The sequence below is a fragment of the Streptomyces sp. NPDC054887 genome, from assembly GCF_053610585.1.
The window spans coordinates 15419-33896 of sequence record NZ_JBSGYQ010000055.1 but is presented as its reverse complement, the minus strand read 5'-3'; the positions used below and the strand labels follow the sequence as shown (position 1 = coordinate 33896).

At 73.2% G+C, this 18478-nt stretch carries 2 protein-coding genes; both read left to right on the top strand.

Going from position 1 to position 18478, the window contains the following annotated elements; all coding sequences use genetic code 11:
- On the top strand, positions 1–9288 hold the full coding sequence (locus ACWGH0_RS26315) for an amino acid adenylation domain-containing protein (RefSeq protein WP_453406729.1): 9288 nt from the start codon (positions 1–3) through the stop codon (positions 9286–9288).
- The gene (locus ACWGH0_RS26310; RefSeq protein ID WP_453406714.1) at positions 9285–18458 is read left to right on the top strand and encodes an SDR family NAD(P)-dependent oxidoreductase; all 9174 of its coding nucleotides are present in this window, start codon (positions 9285–9287) and stop codon (positions 18456–18458) included. Before ACWGH0_RS26315 ends, ACWGH0_RS26310 begins: the two co-directional genes overlap by 4 nt.
- The last annotated feature ends 20 nt before the right edge of the window (positions 18459–18478 follow it).

Genomic DNA, 18478 nt, shown 5'->3' with positions numbered 1-18478 from the left:
ATGCAGACCAACTGCTACATCATCGGCGGCACCCGGGTCCTCACACAGTGCGCCGACCAGCTTCTCGACGCGGGCGTACGGGTCGAGGGCGTCTTCAGCGACGACCCCGCCGTGTCGGCGTGGGCGGCCGAGCACGCGGTTCCCGTGCTCGACCCGAACGGCGACTTGGCGGCGGCGCTCTCGGCGAAGCCGTTCGACTACCTGTTCAGCATGGTGAACTTCCGGATCCTGCCCGCCACGGTCCTCGACCTGCCGAAGGTCGCCGCGATCAACTTCCACGACGGGCCGCTCCCCCGCTACTCGGGCAGCCACGTACCCGCTTGGGCGTTGTACGAGGGCGCGTCCCGGCACGCCGCGACCTGGCACCGGATGACGCAGGCCGTCGACGCCGGCAGCGTACTGCTGGAGCGCTGGTTCCCCGTCCGCGACCACTCCACCGCCCTGTCACTGACGTACGAGACGGCCGAGGTGGGCATCGAGCTCTTCGCCGCTCTCGTACCGCACGTGGTGGCGCGCACGCTGCCCGAGCCGGTCGACACGAGCGGCCGCGAGCGGCGGTTCTACCGGCGGTCCGACCGGATGGCGTCCGGCGGCCTCATTCACGCCGGCACCACGGCCGCCGAGGCGGTGCGGATCTCCAAGGCCCTGGACTACGGCTCCTTCCCGAACCCGCTCGGCGTACCGACCCTCGTCACCGAACAAGGGGCGGTCTTCACCCGCCAGATCAGACTGATCCCGCGCGACGAGCCCCGCGCCGAGACCACCGTCCTGTCCGTGACCACCTCGGCGATCACCCTGGCCGCCCCGGACGCCGACCTGGTGCTGAGCGACTGCGCCGCCGTCGACGGGAGCGCCCTGAGCGGTCAGGCCGCCGCGCAGCGGCTCGGCCTCGCGCCGGGAGCGCCGCTGCCGCCCGCCTCGGCGGAACGGCTGGCCGGCATCGCCGCAGCCCAGAAGGCGCTGCGGCCGCACGAACCGTGGTGGCGTAAGCGGCTGGAACAGCTGCGCCCCGCTCCGCTGCCCGCCGACGACTTCTCCGCCGCGGCGGCCCACTACGGCCGTTACGAGCTGGCCTACACACCCGCCTCGCGCGAGGAAGCGGTAGCGGTCGTCCGCGCCTTCCTCGCCGTCGTGGCCGAGCGTACGGGGGAGAACACCTTCGACTTCGCCTGGTCGCCCGCCGCCGCGCGGGTCCTCGCCGAGCAGACGCACGGCATCACCGCCGCGCGTTTCCCCGTGCGGTTCGACGGTGACTCCACCCGGTCCCTGCGGAACAAGCTGGACGAGGCGGCCGCCCACCGCGGCTACGCCGGCGACCTCGAACTCCGCCTCGGCCTGGCCGGGCGTCCGCTGGGCTCCGACGAGCCGAGCTTCACCCGGGTCATGGTGCTGGACCGCGGTGCGGGGGAGGAAGCGTCCGCCGAACCGCACACCGAGATCGCGCTGCTGTGCCTGCACGACGGTCCCCCCACGGTCTTCGTGCGGGAGACCGCCATGGACGAGGACGAGGCGCTGGAGTTCACCGAGCAGGTCGAGGACATGGTTCTCACCGCCCTGCTCCACGGCGAGGAGCCCCCTGGCGACGCGCGGCCCGAGGAGCGGTCCGCCGAGCCGGCGGAGGCGCAGCGGGAGAGCTCCGCCGCCACCCCCGTGGCCGAAACGTTTCTCGACCTGTTCGCCGCCACGGCGGCCGGCCGGCCCCGGGCCACCGCTGTCCGCACCGCCGCCGGCACGCTGGACTACGCCGCCCTGGACGCCTGGGCCGACGCCGTCTCCGCCCGCCTGCACGACCAGGGCGTCGAATCCGGCTCGGTGGTCGGCGTACTCATGGAGCGGGACCTCGCGCTGATCCCCGCCATGCTCGGCATCCTGCGGGCCGGTGCGGCCTTCCTGCCGCTCGACCCGGGATACCCCGTGGAGCGGCTTCAGCAGTACGTCACCGTCTCGCAGTGCGACCTGATCGTCACCGACGCACGCACCCACGCCCTGGGCGCCTCGCTCGGCCCCGCGCTGCGTGTGCCCGAGGCGGACGGCTCGGCGCAGGCGGTGCCGCCGCCGGTCGCCTCCGGGGACCTCGCCTACCTGCTGTTCACCAGCGGGTCGACCGGCGCCCCGAAGGGCGTGGAGGTCGAGCACGGGGCGCTGGCCAACTTCCTCACCGGCATCGGGGAGCGCCTAGCCGTGTCGCCCGACGACACCGTGCTCGCGCACACCACCGTGGCCTTCGACATCTCCCTGCTGGAGTTGTTCCTGCCGCTGACGGTCGGCGCGACGGTGGTCCTGGCCTCTCGCGAGACGGCCGGCGACCCGCTGCGACTGGCGGAGGCGGCCGGTGAGGTGACGGTCGCCCAGGCCACACCGAGCCTGTGGCGCCTGTTGCTGGGCACAGGCTGGACTCCCCACCCGGAGCTCACGGTCCTCTCGGGCGGCGAGGCCCTGCCGCCGGCCACCGCGGAGCGCCTGCACGCGCCGGCCCGCGCGCTCTGGAACCTGTACGGGCCGACCGAGGCGACCATCTGGGCCTCGTGCCACCACGTCACCTCGGTGGGCTCCTTCCTGCCGCTGGGCGAACCCCTGCCCAACATGGAACTGCACGTACTCGACGCGGAGTTGGAGCCGTGCGCGGCCGGAGACACCGGCGATCTGTTCCTCTCCGGCACCGGACTCGCCCGCGGCTACGCCGGCCGCCCCGACCTGACGCAGGACGTCTTCACCGTGCACCCGGCGACCGGCGTACGGCTCTACCGGACCGGTGACGAGGTACGGCTGCACACGGACGGGGCGATCGAGTGGCTGGGCCGCTCGGACGCCCAGGTGAAGGTGCGCGGCAACCGCATCGAGCCCGCGGAGATCGAGCGGGTGCTGGAGGGTTTCGCCGGCGTCACCGCCGCAGTGGTGGTCGCGGCGAAGTTCGAGGGGCGCGGCGAACCGAGGCTGACCGCATACCTGGTGGCCGACGGTGTGCCGGCCAAGTCCCGGCTCGACGCGTTCGTCGCCGGTTCTCTGCCCGGCTACATGGTGCCCGACGCCTATGTGCGTCTCGACGCCCTGCCGCTGACCGACAACGGCAAGGTGGCGCGCGCCCGGCTGCCGCTGCCGACGCGCGACACCATCATCGGCTCCACCGACGGGCCCGCCGCGACACCGGTGGACCAGGTGGCGCAGGTGGAGCAGGTGGCCCCGGCCGTGACCGGCTGGACGGCCGACGCGCTGGCGGAGTCGATCGCCCGGGTCTTCGCGGCCACGCTGGACCACCCGGACTTCGATGTCCGCGCCAACTTCTTCGATCTGGGCGGGGACTCGGTCAACGTCACGTTCGCCGCGGTGCGGCTCAGCCGTGAACTGGGCGCGGACATCACCGCCCCGTCGATCTTCGCTTCCGGCAGCCCGGTGAAACTGGCGCGGCTGCTGGGCGCCGAAGGTGTCGTACGACTGCTCGGCCCGGAGGCCGGGGAGGCCGTGACCGTACCGGCGCCGGCGGAGCCAGCGCCCGCGCCCGCGGAAAGCGCGACCGTGGAGAACGCGGCCTCGGTGCCGGCCCCCGCGGAGCCGGCCGACGACGGCGCCCTGGCCGTCATCGGCATGGCCTGCCGCTTCCCCGGCGCCGCCACACCGGACGAGTTCTGGCTCAACCTCGTGGGCGGCGTCTCCAGCGTCGGGCACGCCCCGGACGGCAGGCGCGGCTGGGCCCACCTGTGGTCCGACGCCGGGGCCGACGAGGCGCGGATGGGCTGGGTGGAGGGTGTCGAGTACTTCGACGCCGCCCGGTTCGGGCTCACCGACCGCGAGGCCCGCCGCATGGACCCCCTGCAACGGATCCTGCTGAGCGTGACCGCGGAGGCCCTGGAGAGCTGCGGCCACGACCACGCCTCTCTCGGAGCCGCCACCGGCGTCTTCGTCGGCACCATCGCGAGCGACTTCCCCGAACTCGTGGCACGGAGCATCGGCTACGGCGACCCGCACGTGGCGACGGGCACCGCCGCCTCCATGGTCGCCAACCGGCTGTCGCACGTGTTCGACTGGGCGGGGCCGAGCTTCGCCGTCGACACGGCGTGCTCGTCCTCCCTCGTGGCCCTGCACCAGGCCGCCATGCACCTGCGGGCGGGCGATGTGGACGCCGCCGTGGTCGGGGCCGCCAACCTGGTGCTCACCCCGGACAAGACGCGCTCCTTCGCCCGCAACGGGATGCTGTCCCCGCAGGGGGTCTGCCGCGCCTTCGACGAAGGGGCCGACGGCTATGTACGGGGTGAGGGCGCCGGCGCCGTCATCCTCAAGCGTCTCGCCGACGCCGAACGCGACGGCGACCCCGTCCTCGCAGTGATCCGCGGCACCGCCGTCAACCACACGGGAGGCAGCGCCGGCTTCCTCACGGCGCCCAGCAGGCCGGCCCAGGAAGCCGTGCTGCGCAAGGCGCTCGCCGGGTCCGGCCGTACCGCGGCCGACATCGGCTACATCGAGGCGCACGGCACGGGAACCCAGCTCGGCGACCTCATCGAACTCGAAGCCCTGCACGCGGTCCTGGGCGACCCGGCCGACCGGCGGCCGGTCGCGGTGGGCTCGGTGAAGACCAACATCGGCCACCTGGAGCCGGCCGCCGGCATCGCCGGGCTGATCAAGACGATCCTGGCGCTCCAGGCGGCACAGATTCCCCCGTCGCTGAACTTCGACACCCCGAACAAGTCCTTCGACTTCGAGGGCTCGCCCCTGTTCGTGGCCGACCGGCCACTGCCGTGGGGCGGCGGCCGGCGCGTCGCGGGCATCAGCAGCTTCGGCTTCGGCGGCGCGAACGCCCACGCGGTGGTGGAGGCCGGCCCCGCCACGGCGCCGGACGCCGACACGTCCGGTCCGCGGCTGCTGGTCCTGTCCGCGAGCTCCGAGGAGGCGCTGCGCACCCTGGCCCACCGGCTCGTACTGATGCTGCGTTCCTCGTACTGCCCGTCCCTCGACGCGCTGAGCGAGGCGAGCCGGCAGCGGCAGGCCGCGGCGCACCGGCTGGCGTGCGTGGCCGACAGTGTGGAGCAGCTCGAAGACAAGCTCCGGCTGTTCCTGGCCGGGGTCCAGGACACCCGCTCCCTCCACGTGGGGGTGGCGTCCGACGCGTCGCGCACCCACGCCGAGCCCGTCGGCGCCGGAGTGAGCCGCGAGACGCTCGACGCGGCGGCCCGCGCGTTCGTCGCCGGCGCGGACCTGCCCGCCGGGCCGCGCCGCCGGGCGGGCGTACGCTTCCCGACCGCGCCGCACGCGGAGACGTACCTGTGGCTGGAGCCCTCCGTGCAGCCGGACGCGGGTGTCCGGGACGACCGGTCCGGTCGTCCGAGGAGCTCGTGGACGGAGCACCCGGAGGCCGCGGAACACGTGGTCCTCGGGAAGCCGACACTGCCCGGAGCCGGGTACCCCGGCAAGATCGCCGAGTTCCTCGACCGGGCCCGGTTCGGCCTGCGGGACCTCACGTTCCGCGCGGCCGTCGAGGCGCCCGCCACGCTCACCGCCGCACGCGACAAGGACACGGTCGCCTTCCGTGACGGCGGCGGGGCCCTGGTCTGCAACGCGGAGGTGACCGGGGCCGAGCAGCCGACGCTCGCCCCTCCCGCCTCCACCGAGGGCTTCACCGCCGTCGGACTCGACACGATGTACGACGCGTTCGAACGCGCCGGGCTCAGCTACGGCGCGGGCTTCCGCACCGTGACCACACTGTCCGTGGCACCCGGGCAGGCATGGGGGGTGCTGCGGGGCGACGGGCGGACCACGGGTGCGCTGGACGCCCGGCTCATCGACGGCGCCTTCCAGATCGCGCTGGCCGCCTGCGGGGCGCAGGGGTTGTACGTGCCGTTCACCATCGAGCGGCTCACCGTCCTCGGCCGGCTCCCCGACACCGCACGGGTGTACGCCCGGCGGGACCGGGACACCGGGCCCGACTCCGGTCTGCTGACCGCGAGTCTGGTCGTCCTCGACGGCGAGGAAACCGTGCTGGAGGCCCGCGGGATCACTTGGAAGCGGCTTTCCCCGGCGCCGCCGTCCGACCCCGCGGGAGGTGACGCACACAGCGGTCACCGCTCCGCGCCCGCGCCGGCCCCCGCGCCGGCCCGGGGGCCGTCGTCCAACGGCCACCGTCCGGTGCCGGCCTTCGGCCGCAAGGCGGCCGGCGGTCTCGAAGCGGCGCTGGCCCGGTGGGTGGCCGCCGCCCTGGAGCTGGACGTCGACGAACTGGAGACGGACAGGCCGCTGCAGGAGCAGGGGCTCGACTCGATGCTCGCGGTCTCGCTGGCCCAGGACATCCGGGCCAGACTTGACGTCGACATCCCGGTGACGCTGGTCTTGGAGGTCGGAACCGTCGACCGGCTGGCCGCCGAACTGCGGGACGAGTACGGGGTCACCGCGGCGCCCGCCGAAGCGGGCACCCCGGCGGCGGACGCTGTTGCGCCGGCTGCCGAGCCCGCGGAGTTCCCGGAGCCGACTCCGGCGGCCCCGGAGGCAATAGCCGCCCCGGAGGCTGTTCCGGTTCAGGAAGCGGCTCCGATCAAGGAGCCGGTGCAGCCCGTTCCTTACAGGGCCCCCTCTCCCGCCCCGGTGCCGGCGGCCGAGCAGCCTGCCGGCCCGGCGTCCGGTGACGCGGACCTGCACGACATCGCCGTCGTCGGCTTCGACGGGGTGTTCCCCAAGGCCCGGAACGTCGAGGAGCTGTGGCGTGTCCTGCTGGCCGGTGAGGACTGCCTGAGCGAGGTACCCGCATCCCGCTGGGACATCGACGCGTACTACGGCACCGACGGCAAGCCCGGCACCGTCAACCTCAGGCGCGCCGGCTTCGTCGAAGGACTCACCGACTTCGACCCCGGGTTCTTCCGGCTCTCGCCCGCCGAGGCGGAATGGATCGACCCCCAGCAGCGCCATCTCGTCCAGTCCGCCTGGCGGGCCCTGGAGGACGCCGGCCTGGCGGGGAAGAGCCAGCCGTCCACCGGCGTGTTCGTGGGCGCCAGCTACCAGCACTACCGTGACATGGTCGTGGGGGACGTCGTGCAGACGGCGGCGGGGCTGGGGAACCACAACGCGATCCTGGCGAACCGGGTGAGCTGGTTCCTGGACCTGCGCGGGCCGAGCATGACGATCGACACGTTGTGCTCGTCGTCCCTGGTCGCCCTGCACACGGCGGTACGCAGCATCCGTGACGGCGAGTGCGAGCAGGCCATCGTCGCCGGCGTGCACATGGCCATGTCGCCGCAGTACTTCCAACTGGGCGCGCGCCTACGGTCGTTCTCACCGACCAACGCCTTGCGGCCCTTCGACGCGGGTGCGGACGGGTTCGTGCCCGGGGAGGGTGTGGTGACGGTGGTCGTCAAGCCGCTGCGTGCCGCGCTGCGCGACGGTGACCGCATCCGTGGCGTGATCAAGGGCAGTGCCGTCAACCACGGCGGCCGCACGAGCGGACTGACCGTTCCGAGCAGCACGGCGCAGCAAGAAGTGATCTCCGCAGCGCTGCGCGACGCCCGGGTGTCGGTCGAGTCGATCGGTCTGGTCGAAGCGCACGGAACGGGCACCAGCCTGGGCGACCCCATCGAGGTCGAAGGACTGACCCGCGCCTGGCGTGCAATGACCGACCGGTCGCAGTTCTGCGCACTGGGCTCCCTGAAGGGCAACGTGGGCCACCTCGAACCAGCGGCCGGACTCGCAGGTCTGGTCAAGGTCCTGCTCGCGATGGAACACCGGATGGTCCCCCCGTCCCTGCACGTCGTACGCCCCAACGACCACATCCGGTTCGAGGACTCACCGTTCTACCTGGCCGCCCGTGTGACGGCCTGGCCCCACGGTGAGGAACCGAGGCGGGCCGCGGTGAGCGCCTTCGGAATGGGCGGTGTCAACGCGCACGTGATTGTCGAGGAGCCACCCGCACCAGTCGTCAGGGATGCGCCGGCCCAGGACTCGCACGTGCTGCGGGTGAGCGCGGCGGACGAACCGACCCTGCGCTCCCTGGCCGCAACCTACGCCGACCGGATCGACGGAATCGGTACGCAAGAACTTGGTGATGTGGCGTTCACCGCCAACGCCGGCCGCGCGGCCCACCGCTACCGTGCAGTGGTCCAGGGCACCGACGGACGCGAAGTAGCCGCCGCTCTGCGGCAGGTGGCCGCAGGCGACCACCCTGTGTCACGCAAGGCTGGTACGACCGCTCCGGTGGTCTTCATGTTCACCGGCCAGGGCTCCCAGTACACGGGCATGGGCCGCGGCCTCTACGCGACCGAGCCCGCGTTTCGCGAAGCGCTCGACGAGAGTGCCCGGTTGCTGACTCCGCATGTCGACGTACCGCTCCTGGACTTGCTGTTCGGTGATGTGTCCGGTCGGCTGGACCGCACACGGTACGCACAAGTCGCCATCGTGAGCGTGCAAGTGGCCCTCGTCCGCTGGCTGGAGACGGTCGGAGTACGTCCGGACGCCGTGGCCGGCCACAGTCTCGGCGAACTCACAGCAGCCTGGGCCGCAGGAGTCCTCACCCTGCACGACCTCCTGCGACTGACCGCGACACGCGGCGCTCTCATGGAAACCCAACCCGGCAGCGGATCGATGGCAGTCGTCCACGCGGACGCCGAAACCGTCTCCTCAACACTCACCCGGTTCACCGGCGTGGAGATCGCCGCCTACAACGCACCCCGGGTAGTGACCGTGACCGGCCCCACCCAAGCAGTGGAACACTTCTGCCGGGACTCCGGACTGCGATGCCGGCCCCTCGTGGTCAGTCACGCGTTCCACTCCGCCGCCATGCAGGGCGCGGTGACACCCTTCACCGAAGCCGTGGCCACCACCCTGCTCTCACCACCCCAGGCAGCGTTCGCCTCCTCCGTCACCGGCACATGGCACACACCCGAAACAGCGACCGACCCCCACTACTGGGGACGGGCCATACGCGAACCCGTGCGCTTCTCCCACGCCGTGACCACACTCGAAGAGGCAGGCGCCGGATCGGTGTGGGAAATCGGACCACACCCTCAACTCACCTCCCTCGCCCGAGCCTCCTGGACAAGCACCCAGCCCGTATGGCTGAGCACCCTGCGACGCGAACGCACCGACCAGACCGAGATCCACGCAGCACTGACCACCTACATCAACCACACATCCGGCGACCTCGACTGGGCCGCCCTGCACCATGGCAAGGGCCAACAGACCACCACCATCCCCACCTACCCCTTCAACCGAAGGGAGCTGACGGCTCCGCACGCTCGTCGCAACAGCATCGCGACGAGTGCCGTCGGCCACCCGCTCTTCGACCGTCACTACGAGCACCAGGGCGAGGGACAGTGACGCACCCAGCCGAGACGTACGAGAAGACGTTCACGGGCCAGGAGCCCTTCATCGCCCAGCACCGCTCCGCGGGTACCGGGCTGCTGCCCGCAGCGGTGCAGCTGGAGATGGCGATGGTGGGGGTCGCCCAGCGGCGGCCCTTCACGCCACTGGAACTCACCGATGTGACGTTCCTGCGGCCACTCGCCATCGCCGACGACGAGGCGGCTCCCGTCCGGCTCGACGTGACCTTCGAGCCGCGGACCCGTTTCGAGCTGAGCACCGTGGTGGCCGGCGACCGCAAACCGCTGTCCACCGGAACCGGCCGGCTGCTCGGGGGCACAGTCCCGGCTCGGCCCGTCGGTGCCGACTGGCAGACGTCCGGCGCACGGGTGATCACCTCGGGGCGGCTGTACGAGAGCTGGGCGCGTGAGGGTCTGCAGTACGGGCCGGATTTCCGTACCGTCCGCGAACTCGCCGTCACGGACGACGGCGTGGCCCGGGCCACGCTGCGGTCCGACTCCGAACCCATTCCCTGGTACGCCCACCCGCTGCTGGTCGACGGAGTGTTCCAGGTCGTCAGCTGTGCCCTCCAGGACCTCACGGGGACGGCCGGCCCGTACCCCATGCTCCCGATCGGTGTCGCCCGGGTGGCGGTCCTCGCCGATCTGTCGGTGCTGTCGGCCGGTGCGACCGTCCTGGTGCGCCGCACCGGCGTCGATGGGGCGTACGCGACCGCCGACGCCCTGCTGCTGGGGCCCTCGGACGAGGTCGTCGCGGAGTTCGAGGCGATCCGGATGCGTCGTACGGCCGCCGTTTCGCGACCCGCCGTCGCACAGGCCGTACCGCGGACACCCATGCTCCCCATCACTCGGATCGACTGGCGGCCCGCACCGGCTGCCGACGAGCGGCGCGAGCCGGCGACGGGGACCTGGGTGGTGCTGCACAACGGCTCCGCCGGCAGTCTGGGCGACCGCGCCGCGCGCCAACTGCGGGCGGAGGGCGCCCGGGTAGTGGAGGTCGGCGTCGGCCCGTCCGGTGCCCAGGCGCACGACCGCGACCGGCGCATGGTGACTCAGCCGGACGACGAGGCGTTCCGCAGGCTCTGGGAGGAGATCGGCGACCCCGTCGCGGGAGTGGTGCACCTGTGGAACGCGGGCGACGCGTTCGGCGGCGTACAGGAGGAGTCGGCGGAGTTGCGCCTCGGTCTGTACGCCTGTCTGGCCGCCCTACGGACGCTCGGTGAGCGTCGGCGCAAGTCCCGCTTCTTCGTGGTGACCCAGGACGGGCAGCCGGTCGCGGACGGCGACCGGCCGGTGCCCGCGCGGGCCGCCCTGTGGGGCTTCGTCCGCACCGCCGCCATCGAGTACCCGGGCCTCCGCCCGCGCCTTGTCGACATCGACCGGGGCGACGACGCCCTTCGCGCCCTCCTGGCCGAGCTCGGCGACAGCGACGGGCCCACCGAGGTCGGCTACCGGCAGGGTGTCCGCTTTCGGCCGGTCCGGGTGCGCGACCGGTCGGCATACGCCTCGGTCCGACCGGGTCACGGGCCCGTCAGACAGGGTGGGCGTTACCTCGTCCTCGGTGGACACGGCGGGCTGGGCCTGGAGGTCGCCGACCGGTTCGCGCGGGAGGGCGCCGGCGTCGTCGCGCTGGTCAGCCGCTCCGGAGGGGCCGGCGCCGACCACGACCGGACGGCGGCGATCGGCGCGCGCGGCTGCGAGATCGTCTCCTACCGTGCGGACGTCACCACCCCGGGCGCGCTGGCCGCCGTGGTCGAGCGCTTCCGCGCGGAGTACGGCGAGCTGCACGGTGTGATTCACGCGGCGGGCACGCTCAAGGACGGGTTGATCCGCAGCGCCACCGCCGAGGACATCGCGGCGGTGATGCGCCCCAAGGTCGAGGGGGTCCGGGAGCTGGCCGCCGCGGTGTCCGGGCAGGACCTGGACTTCGCCGTACTGTTCGCGTCGGTCTCCGGTACGTTCGGCAACCTGGGGCAGGGCGGGTACGCCGCCGCCAACGCCTACCTGGACGCCTTCGCGCAGGCGCAGGGGTCGCCCTGGCTGAGCGTTGCGTGGGGTCTGTGGGGCGAGGTGGGCATGGGTACGGCCGTCGCGGAACAACTGCGGCGGCGCGGCGTCCGTCCGTTGGAGACGACGGAGGGTCTGGACTCACTGATCGCGGTGCTGGGGGCGGAGGACGGTCCCCGCCAGGTGGTCGTGGCCCACCCGGACGCCGGTGACGTGGTCGTCGAGCCCGATGCCGTGGAGGCCGGCGCACCCTCCGCCTCCGGTGCGGGGGACGGCGTGCGGGATGCCGGAGACGGAAGCGGCGAAGGGGTCGACGAGCGTGTCGCCGACGCGCTGGAACAGTTCCTGAGCGAGCGGCTGGGCCTCACCGCCTTCGACCGCGGCACTCCCCTCTCGGACTACGGCATGAGCTCGATCATGAGCGTGGAGCTTTCGGAGGAACTGTCCCGCAGGTGGGGCATCCACCTCCCGGCGACGCTCTTTCTGGAGTACGGCGAGTTCGACGAGGTGGTCCAGGCCCTGACGGACCGTTACGGCGCGGGGGTCGCGGTCCCGTCGCCGCAGACCCCGGTGCGCACGGAGTCCACTGAGCCCCTTGCGTCCACTGAGCCCCTTGCCTCCACTGCACCTTTGGCGTCCACTGAGCCCGTCGCGTCCGGTGCGTCCCCTGCGGATCCTGGGGCCGCCGAGGCCGCCGCGCCGCGCCCGGACGACCCCTCACGCATCCACGCACGACGGAAACCGGCCGCCGCCGGCCGCGACGCGGACATCGCGATCGTCGCCGTGTCCGGTGATCTCCCGGGCGCGGTGGGCGGAGCCGAAGAGCTGTGGTCCCTGCTCCGCTCCGGCGCCCACGCTTTCACCGAGGTGCCCGCCGAACGCTGGGACATCGACGCCCACTTCGAGCCGCGCGGCCCCCGGATGACGGGCACCTACTGCCGCCGCGGCGCCTTCGTCACCGGCACCGACCGCTTCGACCCCGGCTTCTTCGGCATCTCGGTACGCGAGGCGGAGGAGATGGACGTCCAGCAGAAGCTGCTGCTGGAACACGCCTGGGCCGTGCGGGACGACAGCGGTCTCGCCGGCCGCCGCGACATCGGCGTCTTCGTCGGCGCCACGTACACCCACCACCGCGACGCACAGGGCCTGGAAACCGTCGGGCCCCACACCGCCCTCGGCTCCATGAACGCCGTACTGGCCAACCGGATCTCGTACGCGCTCGACCTGACCGGTCCTTCGCAGACCGTGGACACCCTGTGCTCGTCGTCCCTCGTCGCCGTCCAGCAGGCGGTCACCGCCCTGCGCGCGGGCCACTGCGGCGCCGCCGTCGTGGCGGCGTGCCAGGTGGGCCTGACGCCCTGGTACTACCGCAGCCTCAGCCAGCTCGGCGCCCTGTCCGAGACCCTGCCCCGGCCCTTCGACGAGCGGGCGGACGGCTTCCTTCCCGGCGAGGGTGCGCTGGCCCTGATGCTGAGACCGCTCGCGGACGCCGAGCAGGACGGCGACCGGATCTGGGGTGTCGTCCGGGGTACGGCCGTCAACCACGGAGGGCGCGGTAGCGCACTGCCCGTGCCCCGCAGCGAGGCCCAGGCCGCAGTCGTACGGGCGGCTCTGGACGACGCCGGACTCGTACCGGCGGACATCTCCCTGATCGAGACGCACGGTACGGCCACCCGGCTCGGCGACCCGATCGAGATCGCCGCGCTGACCGAGGTGTTCGGCGATGACCGGGACCGGATCGAGCCCTGCCGCATCGGAACCGTGAAGAGCAACATCGGGCACCTGGAGCCGGCGGCCGGACTCGCCGGACTGCTGAAGGTCCTGCTGTGCCTGCGGCACGGGGAGATACCTCCCGTCGCCGGTTTCGAGAGCGCCAGCAGTCACCTGGACCTGTCCGCCGGGCTGTTCGAGATTCCGGTCGAGCCGCAGCCGTGGAAGTCGGACGGGCCGCGGCGGGCCGGAGTCAGCTCCTTCGGCATGGGCGGGACCAACGCGCACATCGTCGTGGAGGAGTACGTCGGCGAGCCGCGCCACGAGGCGGTGGGCGACCGCGCCAGGTGGGCCGTCGAACCGGACGAGCACCTGCTGGTCCTGTCCGCCCACACCCCCGACGCACTGGTCCGGCGCATGGCGGACGTCCGGCCGATGCTGCGGCGGGAAGCCGCGGCGGGGCTGAGCGCCTTGTGCCGTTCCAGCGCCGTCGGACGCGACCACCAGGCGTACAGGGTCGCCGTGGTCGGGCGCACGGCCGACGAGCTGAGCGCCGGCCTGGCCCATGCGCTGCGCCTGGCGGACCGGGCGGCGGGCGCCGTCGTACGCGGCGGGACCGTGCTGGAGGGCCCGTCGACCGGGCTCAGCGCCCCCGCCTTCCGCTTCGTCGGCGGCGGGAACGTCGACTGGACCACGGTGTACCCGGACCCTGCGGTACGTCGCGTCGTCCTGCCGCCCTACCCGTTCGGGGCCCGCCCCGCGGCACCCCTCGCGGCGGCCACGGAGGATGTGGACGAGGTCGTACGCCGACTCTCGCGCGCCCACCGTGTGCTCGGCGAGGAGACCGTGCCCGGTGCCCTGCCCGTGGCCCTCGCGCTGCGGTCGAGCGGCGTACTGCGGCAGGTGACCTTCACCGGACGGGGGACGGGGAGCCACTCCCTGACCAGCGATCTGGACGACCCCGCCCGCGGCGGGCCGGCCGGCTTCCGCCACGGCGGACGGATCATCGCGCGGATCACCACCGCCGATGCCCCGGCCGGCTCACCGGCGCCTGCCGCGCAGGACGTCGGCACGCTGCGGGCCGGCCTCGGCCGGATCCTGGAACCGGCGGGCCTCTACGCCTGGTTCGCGGCGAAGGGCATGGAGCTGTCCGGGCCGCTGCGGTCCATCGCGGAGATCCACTACGGGCCCCGCCGCGTGGTCGCGCGGATCGGCCTGGCGGCGGACGGCCCACTGGACGCCGAGGCGGCGGCTCTCGACGCCGCCCTGCAGACCATGGCCGTACTCACGCTGGCAGACCCCGCCGCCCCGTCGGCCACGTACCTGCCGGTCTCCATCGGCCGGGCCGTGCGCTGGGGCGACCCCGCCCAGACGGCGTTCGTGCTGCTCGACGGCGCCGAGCCGGGGAGCGACGGCACACGACGCGGCCACGCGCTCCTCCTCGCCGCCGACGGCCGGGTACTGGTCCGGCTCGACGACATCGAGTACCGGACGGTGGCCGGGAACGACAGGACCCCGCTCGCGTCCGCCCGTCGGGCGCCGCAGGTCGCGGCGGCGGAGGCGGCGATCGTCGACGTGATGCGCGCCGTCCTCCACGACCCGGGCGTCACCGCGACCACGTCGCTGTCCGCCGTGGGGCTCGACTCCATGCTGGCGACCGCCGTCGCGGCCGACGTGCGGGAGACGTACGGGGTGGAGCTGACACCGACGGACGTCCTGGACGCCGCGGACTGCCGCACTCTGGCCGCGCATGTCGCCGGGCTGGCCGCCGACGGTGTGTTCGCTCCGGCCACAGCCGACGGGACGCCCGCCGACAACCGGAAGCCCGCTCCCGTCCCGATGCCCGGTCACGACGCGCAGCCCGTCGACGACCCGACGCCCGCCGACGACCGGATGCCCGTCGACCACCGGATGCCGGTCGACCACCGGGCCGCAGGCCACGGCGGGTGGGCGGCCGGCCCGGTCAGCGACCCCGGAGCGGCCCGCGACGACACAGCGGCGTCTCAGGACATCGCGGTCATCGGCCTGGCTCTGGCGCTCCCGGGGGCGCCCGACGAGGAGGGACTGTGGTCGCTGCTCACCGGCCCGGGTGCGGCCATCCGCCCGGCTCCGGCGCACCGCTGGGGCCGGTACGCCGACGGGCAGGAGCCCGACGTCGGCGGATTCCTGGACAACGTGGACGAGTTCGACGCCCGGTTCTTCGACTTCTTCCCCAAGCAGGCCGAGGTGCTCGACCCGCAGGCCCGCTGGCTGCTGCGTACGACGTGGGAGGCGCTGGAGTCGGCCGGCCTGCCGCCGCGTGGGCTGTCCGCCTCCACCGGCGTGTTCGTGGGCGCCAGTTACCAGCACTACAAGGACTACAACATCGCACCGGAGCTGGACGCCCCCAGCGGCCTGGGAAACCACAACGCGTTCCTGGCGAACCGGGTGAGCTGGTTCCTGGATCTGCGGGGGCCGAGCATGACGATCGACACGTTGTGTTCGTCGTCCCTGGTCGCCCTGCACACGGCGGTGCGCAGCATCCGTGACGGCGAGTGCGAGCAGGCCGTCGTCGCCGGCGTCCGGGTCGCCGTCTCCCCGCTGCACTACGTCGCGATGAAGAACCTGCGCGCCCTCTCCCCTTCGGGCACCTCTCGCCCGTTCGACGCGGGTGCGGACGGGTTCGTGCCCGGGGAGGGTGTGGTGACGGTGGTCGTCAAACCGCTGCGTGCCGCGCTGCGCGACGGTGACCGCATCCGTGGCGTGATCAAGGGCAGTGCCGTCAACCACGGCGGCCGCACGAGCGGACTGACCGTTCCGAGCAGCACGGCGCAGCAAGAAGTGATCTCCGCAGCGCTGCGCGACGCCCGGGTGTCGGTCGAGTCGATCGGTCTGGTCGAAGCGCACGGAACGGGCACCAGCCTGGGCGACCCCATCGAGGTCGAAGGACTGACCCGCGCCTGGCGTGCAATGACCGACCGGTCGCAGTTCTGCGCACTGGGCTCCCTGAAGGGCAACGTGGGCCACCTCGAACCAGCAGCCGGACTCGCAGGACTGGTCAAGGTCCTGCTCGCGATGGAACACCGGATGGTCCCCCCGTCCCTGCACGTCGTACGCCCCAACGACCACATCCGGTTCGAGGACTCACCGTTCTATCTCGCCGACCGCGCGACGGCGTGGCCCCGGGGTGAGGAGCCCAGGCGGGCCGCGGTCAGCGCCTTCGGGATGGGCGGTGTCAACGCGCACGTGATCGTCGAAGAACCACCCGCACCACCGGTCAGGGATGTGGATGTGCCGGTCCAGGACTCGCACGTGCTGCGGGTGAGCGCGGCGGACGAACCGACCCTGCGCTCCCTGGCCGCAACCTACGCCGACCGGGTCGACAGGGCACGGGACGACTGGGAGACCGCGGACCTCTGCCACACCGCCAACACCGGGCGCTCCGCCTCGGAGTTCCAGACCGCCGTACACGGACGGACAGCAGCGGACCTCGCCGCCGCGCTGCGTTCGGTCGCCGCCGGCAGCATCCCGGTCGCGCGCGTCGACATCGACCTGACCGCCGAAGAGGCGGCGCGCCGCACCGGCTCGACGGCGGCACCGCACCGGATCGCCGCTGTCGCGGAACTGGTCAGGGCCGGTTACGCGCACACCGATTGGGCCTCGCTCTCTCAGGCGGGCGCCCGGGTCACGGACCTGCCCACCTACCCGTTCGCACGGGGGTCGTACTGGCACACCACCGACCCGGCCGTCGCCCCGGCCCCGGAACCGGCACCGGCACCGGCCGGCGGCGAGGCCGTGCGCGTCGCGTGGCGGGTGAGGGACCTCGTGCCCGGCCCCGCGACCGCACCGGGCACGGTGCGCCTGGTCGCCGACGAACCCGCTCTCGTGCCTGCTCTGACGACGGCTCTGCGGGAGCGGGGCGTGACCGTCGTGGAGCCCGGCCGACCGGCGGACGCGGTCGTCGTGGTCGATGCCCCGGGCAGTCAGGGCGGCCAGCCCCTCGACCTCAGCGGCTTCTGGGCCCGGCTGAGCGAGCTGATGAAGACGCTGCCCGAACACGGAACACTTCTCTGGGCGGGGGTGCACGACGCGGCCGTGCACCCCGGGGAGCGCGGCAGTCTGCACCCCGAGCGGGCCGCCATGGCCATGGCCGTACGGGCCGCCGGGGCCGAGAGCCGCAAGCCCACCGCGATCGTCCACCTGGACCCGGCCGAGCCGGCCGAGGTGCTGGCCGCCCGGGTGGCGGCCGAATACGCAGCCCTGCGCCCCGGGAGCGACGCCGGCACAGCGGTCGCCGCGTACCGGCAAGGCGTCAGGTACGAGCCGGAACCGGAGCCGGCCCCGCCCGGCCCGCCGTACTCCCTGCCCACCGACGGGTACTGCCTGGTCACCGGTGGACTGGGCGCGGTGGGGCGGCGCCTGGTCGAGCGGCTGATCGACCGGGGCGCCCGGCGCATCGGCGTCATCGGCCGGTCCGTGGTGGACGCGGAGAACTCCGCCACACTGCGGGGACTGGCGGAGCGTGCCGAAGTCGCCTACCTGACCTGCGACGTGTCGAACCCCGCGGCCCTCGCCGCGGTGGCCGAACAGCTCGGCGCGCGCTGGGGCCGGCTGGTCGGCATCGTGCACGCGTCCGGCGGGGTCAACCCGTTCGGAGCGATGCACCGGCGGCCGTGGCACCAGGCCGAGAAAGTGCTCTCCCCCAAGGTTTCCGGCTCGCTGCACGTCGTACGGCTGGCCAAGGAACAGGGCGCCGACTTCGCGGTCCTGGTGTCCTCGATCGCCGGTACGCAGGCAATGGCCGGCCGGGGCCTGGTCGACTACAGCCTCGCCAACGCCTACCAACTGGCCCTCGCCGAGCGGGAGAACGGCGCCGCGACCACGGTCACGGCACACGCGTGGCCCAACTGGACGGGTACCGGCATGAAGGCGGACGAGTCCTTCTCCGCCGCACACTCCATCAGCGCCGAGGACGCACTGGACGCCTTCTTCGACCACCTGCGGTCGGGCGGCGCGGTGATCTTCCCCGGAAGCGCTCCCGCCACCCCGGCGAAGGCCGCCGCGTCCGAAGGGCCGGCGCTGACGACGGCGCGGGCCGAGGCCTCGGTGGCACCCGCGCCGGTGCCCACCGGGCAGGACGTCGCGATCATGCGCGCGCGGGTACGGGACGCCTTCCTCCAAGTACTGGGAGAGGACCCGGCGGACCGCCCGCTCCAAGGGCTGGGGCTCGACTCGCTGGTGATCGCGGAACTGACCACGGCCCTTGAGCAGAGCAGTGGCCTGACCGTCGATCCGTCACTGCTGATGCTGGCCCGCACGGCCGACGACGTCGCGGCCGGGCTCGCCGCCCATCAGGCACCGGCGTCCGCAGGGCCTCCCGCCCCGGACGACGAGGGGCCCACCGCGGGGCTGAGCGCCTTGCTGCGCCCCCTGCTCGACCGTGACGGACAGCGGAGACGGGTGCAGGCATGACCGGAGAGTCGAACGAAAGG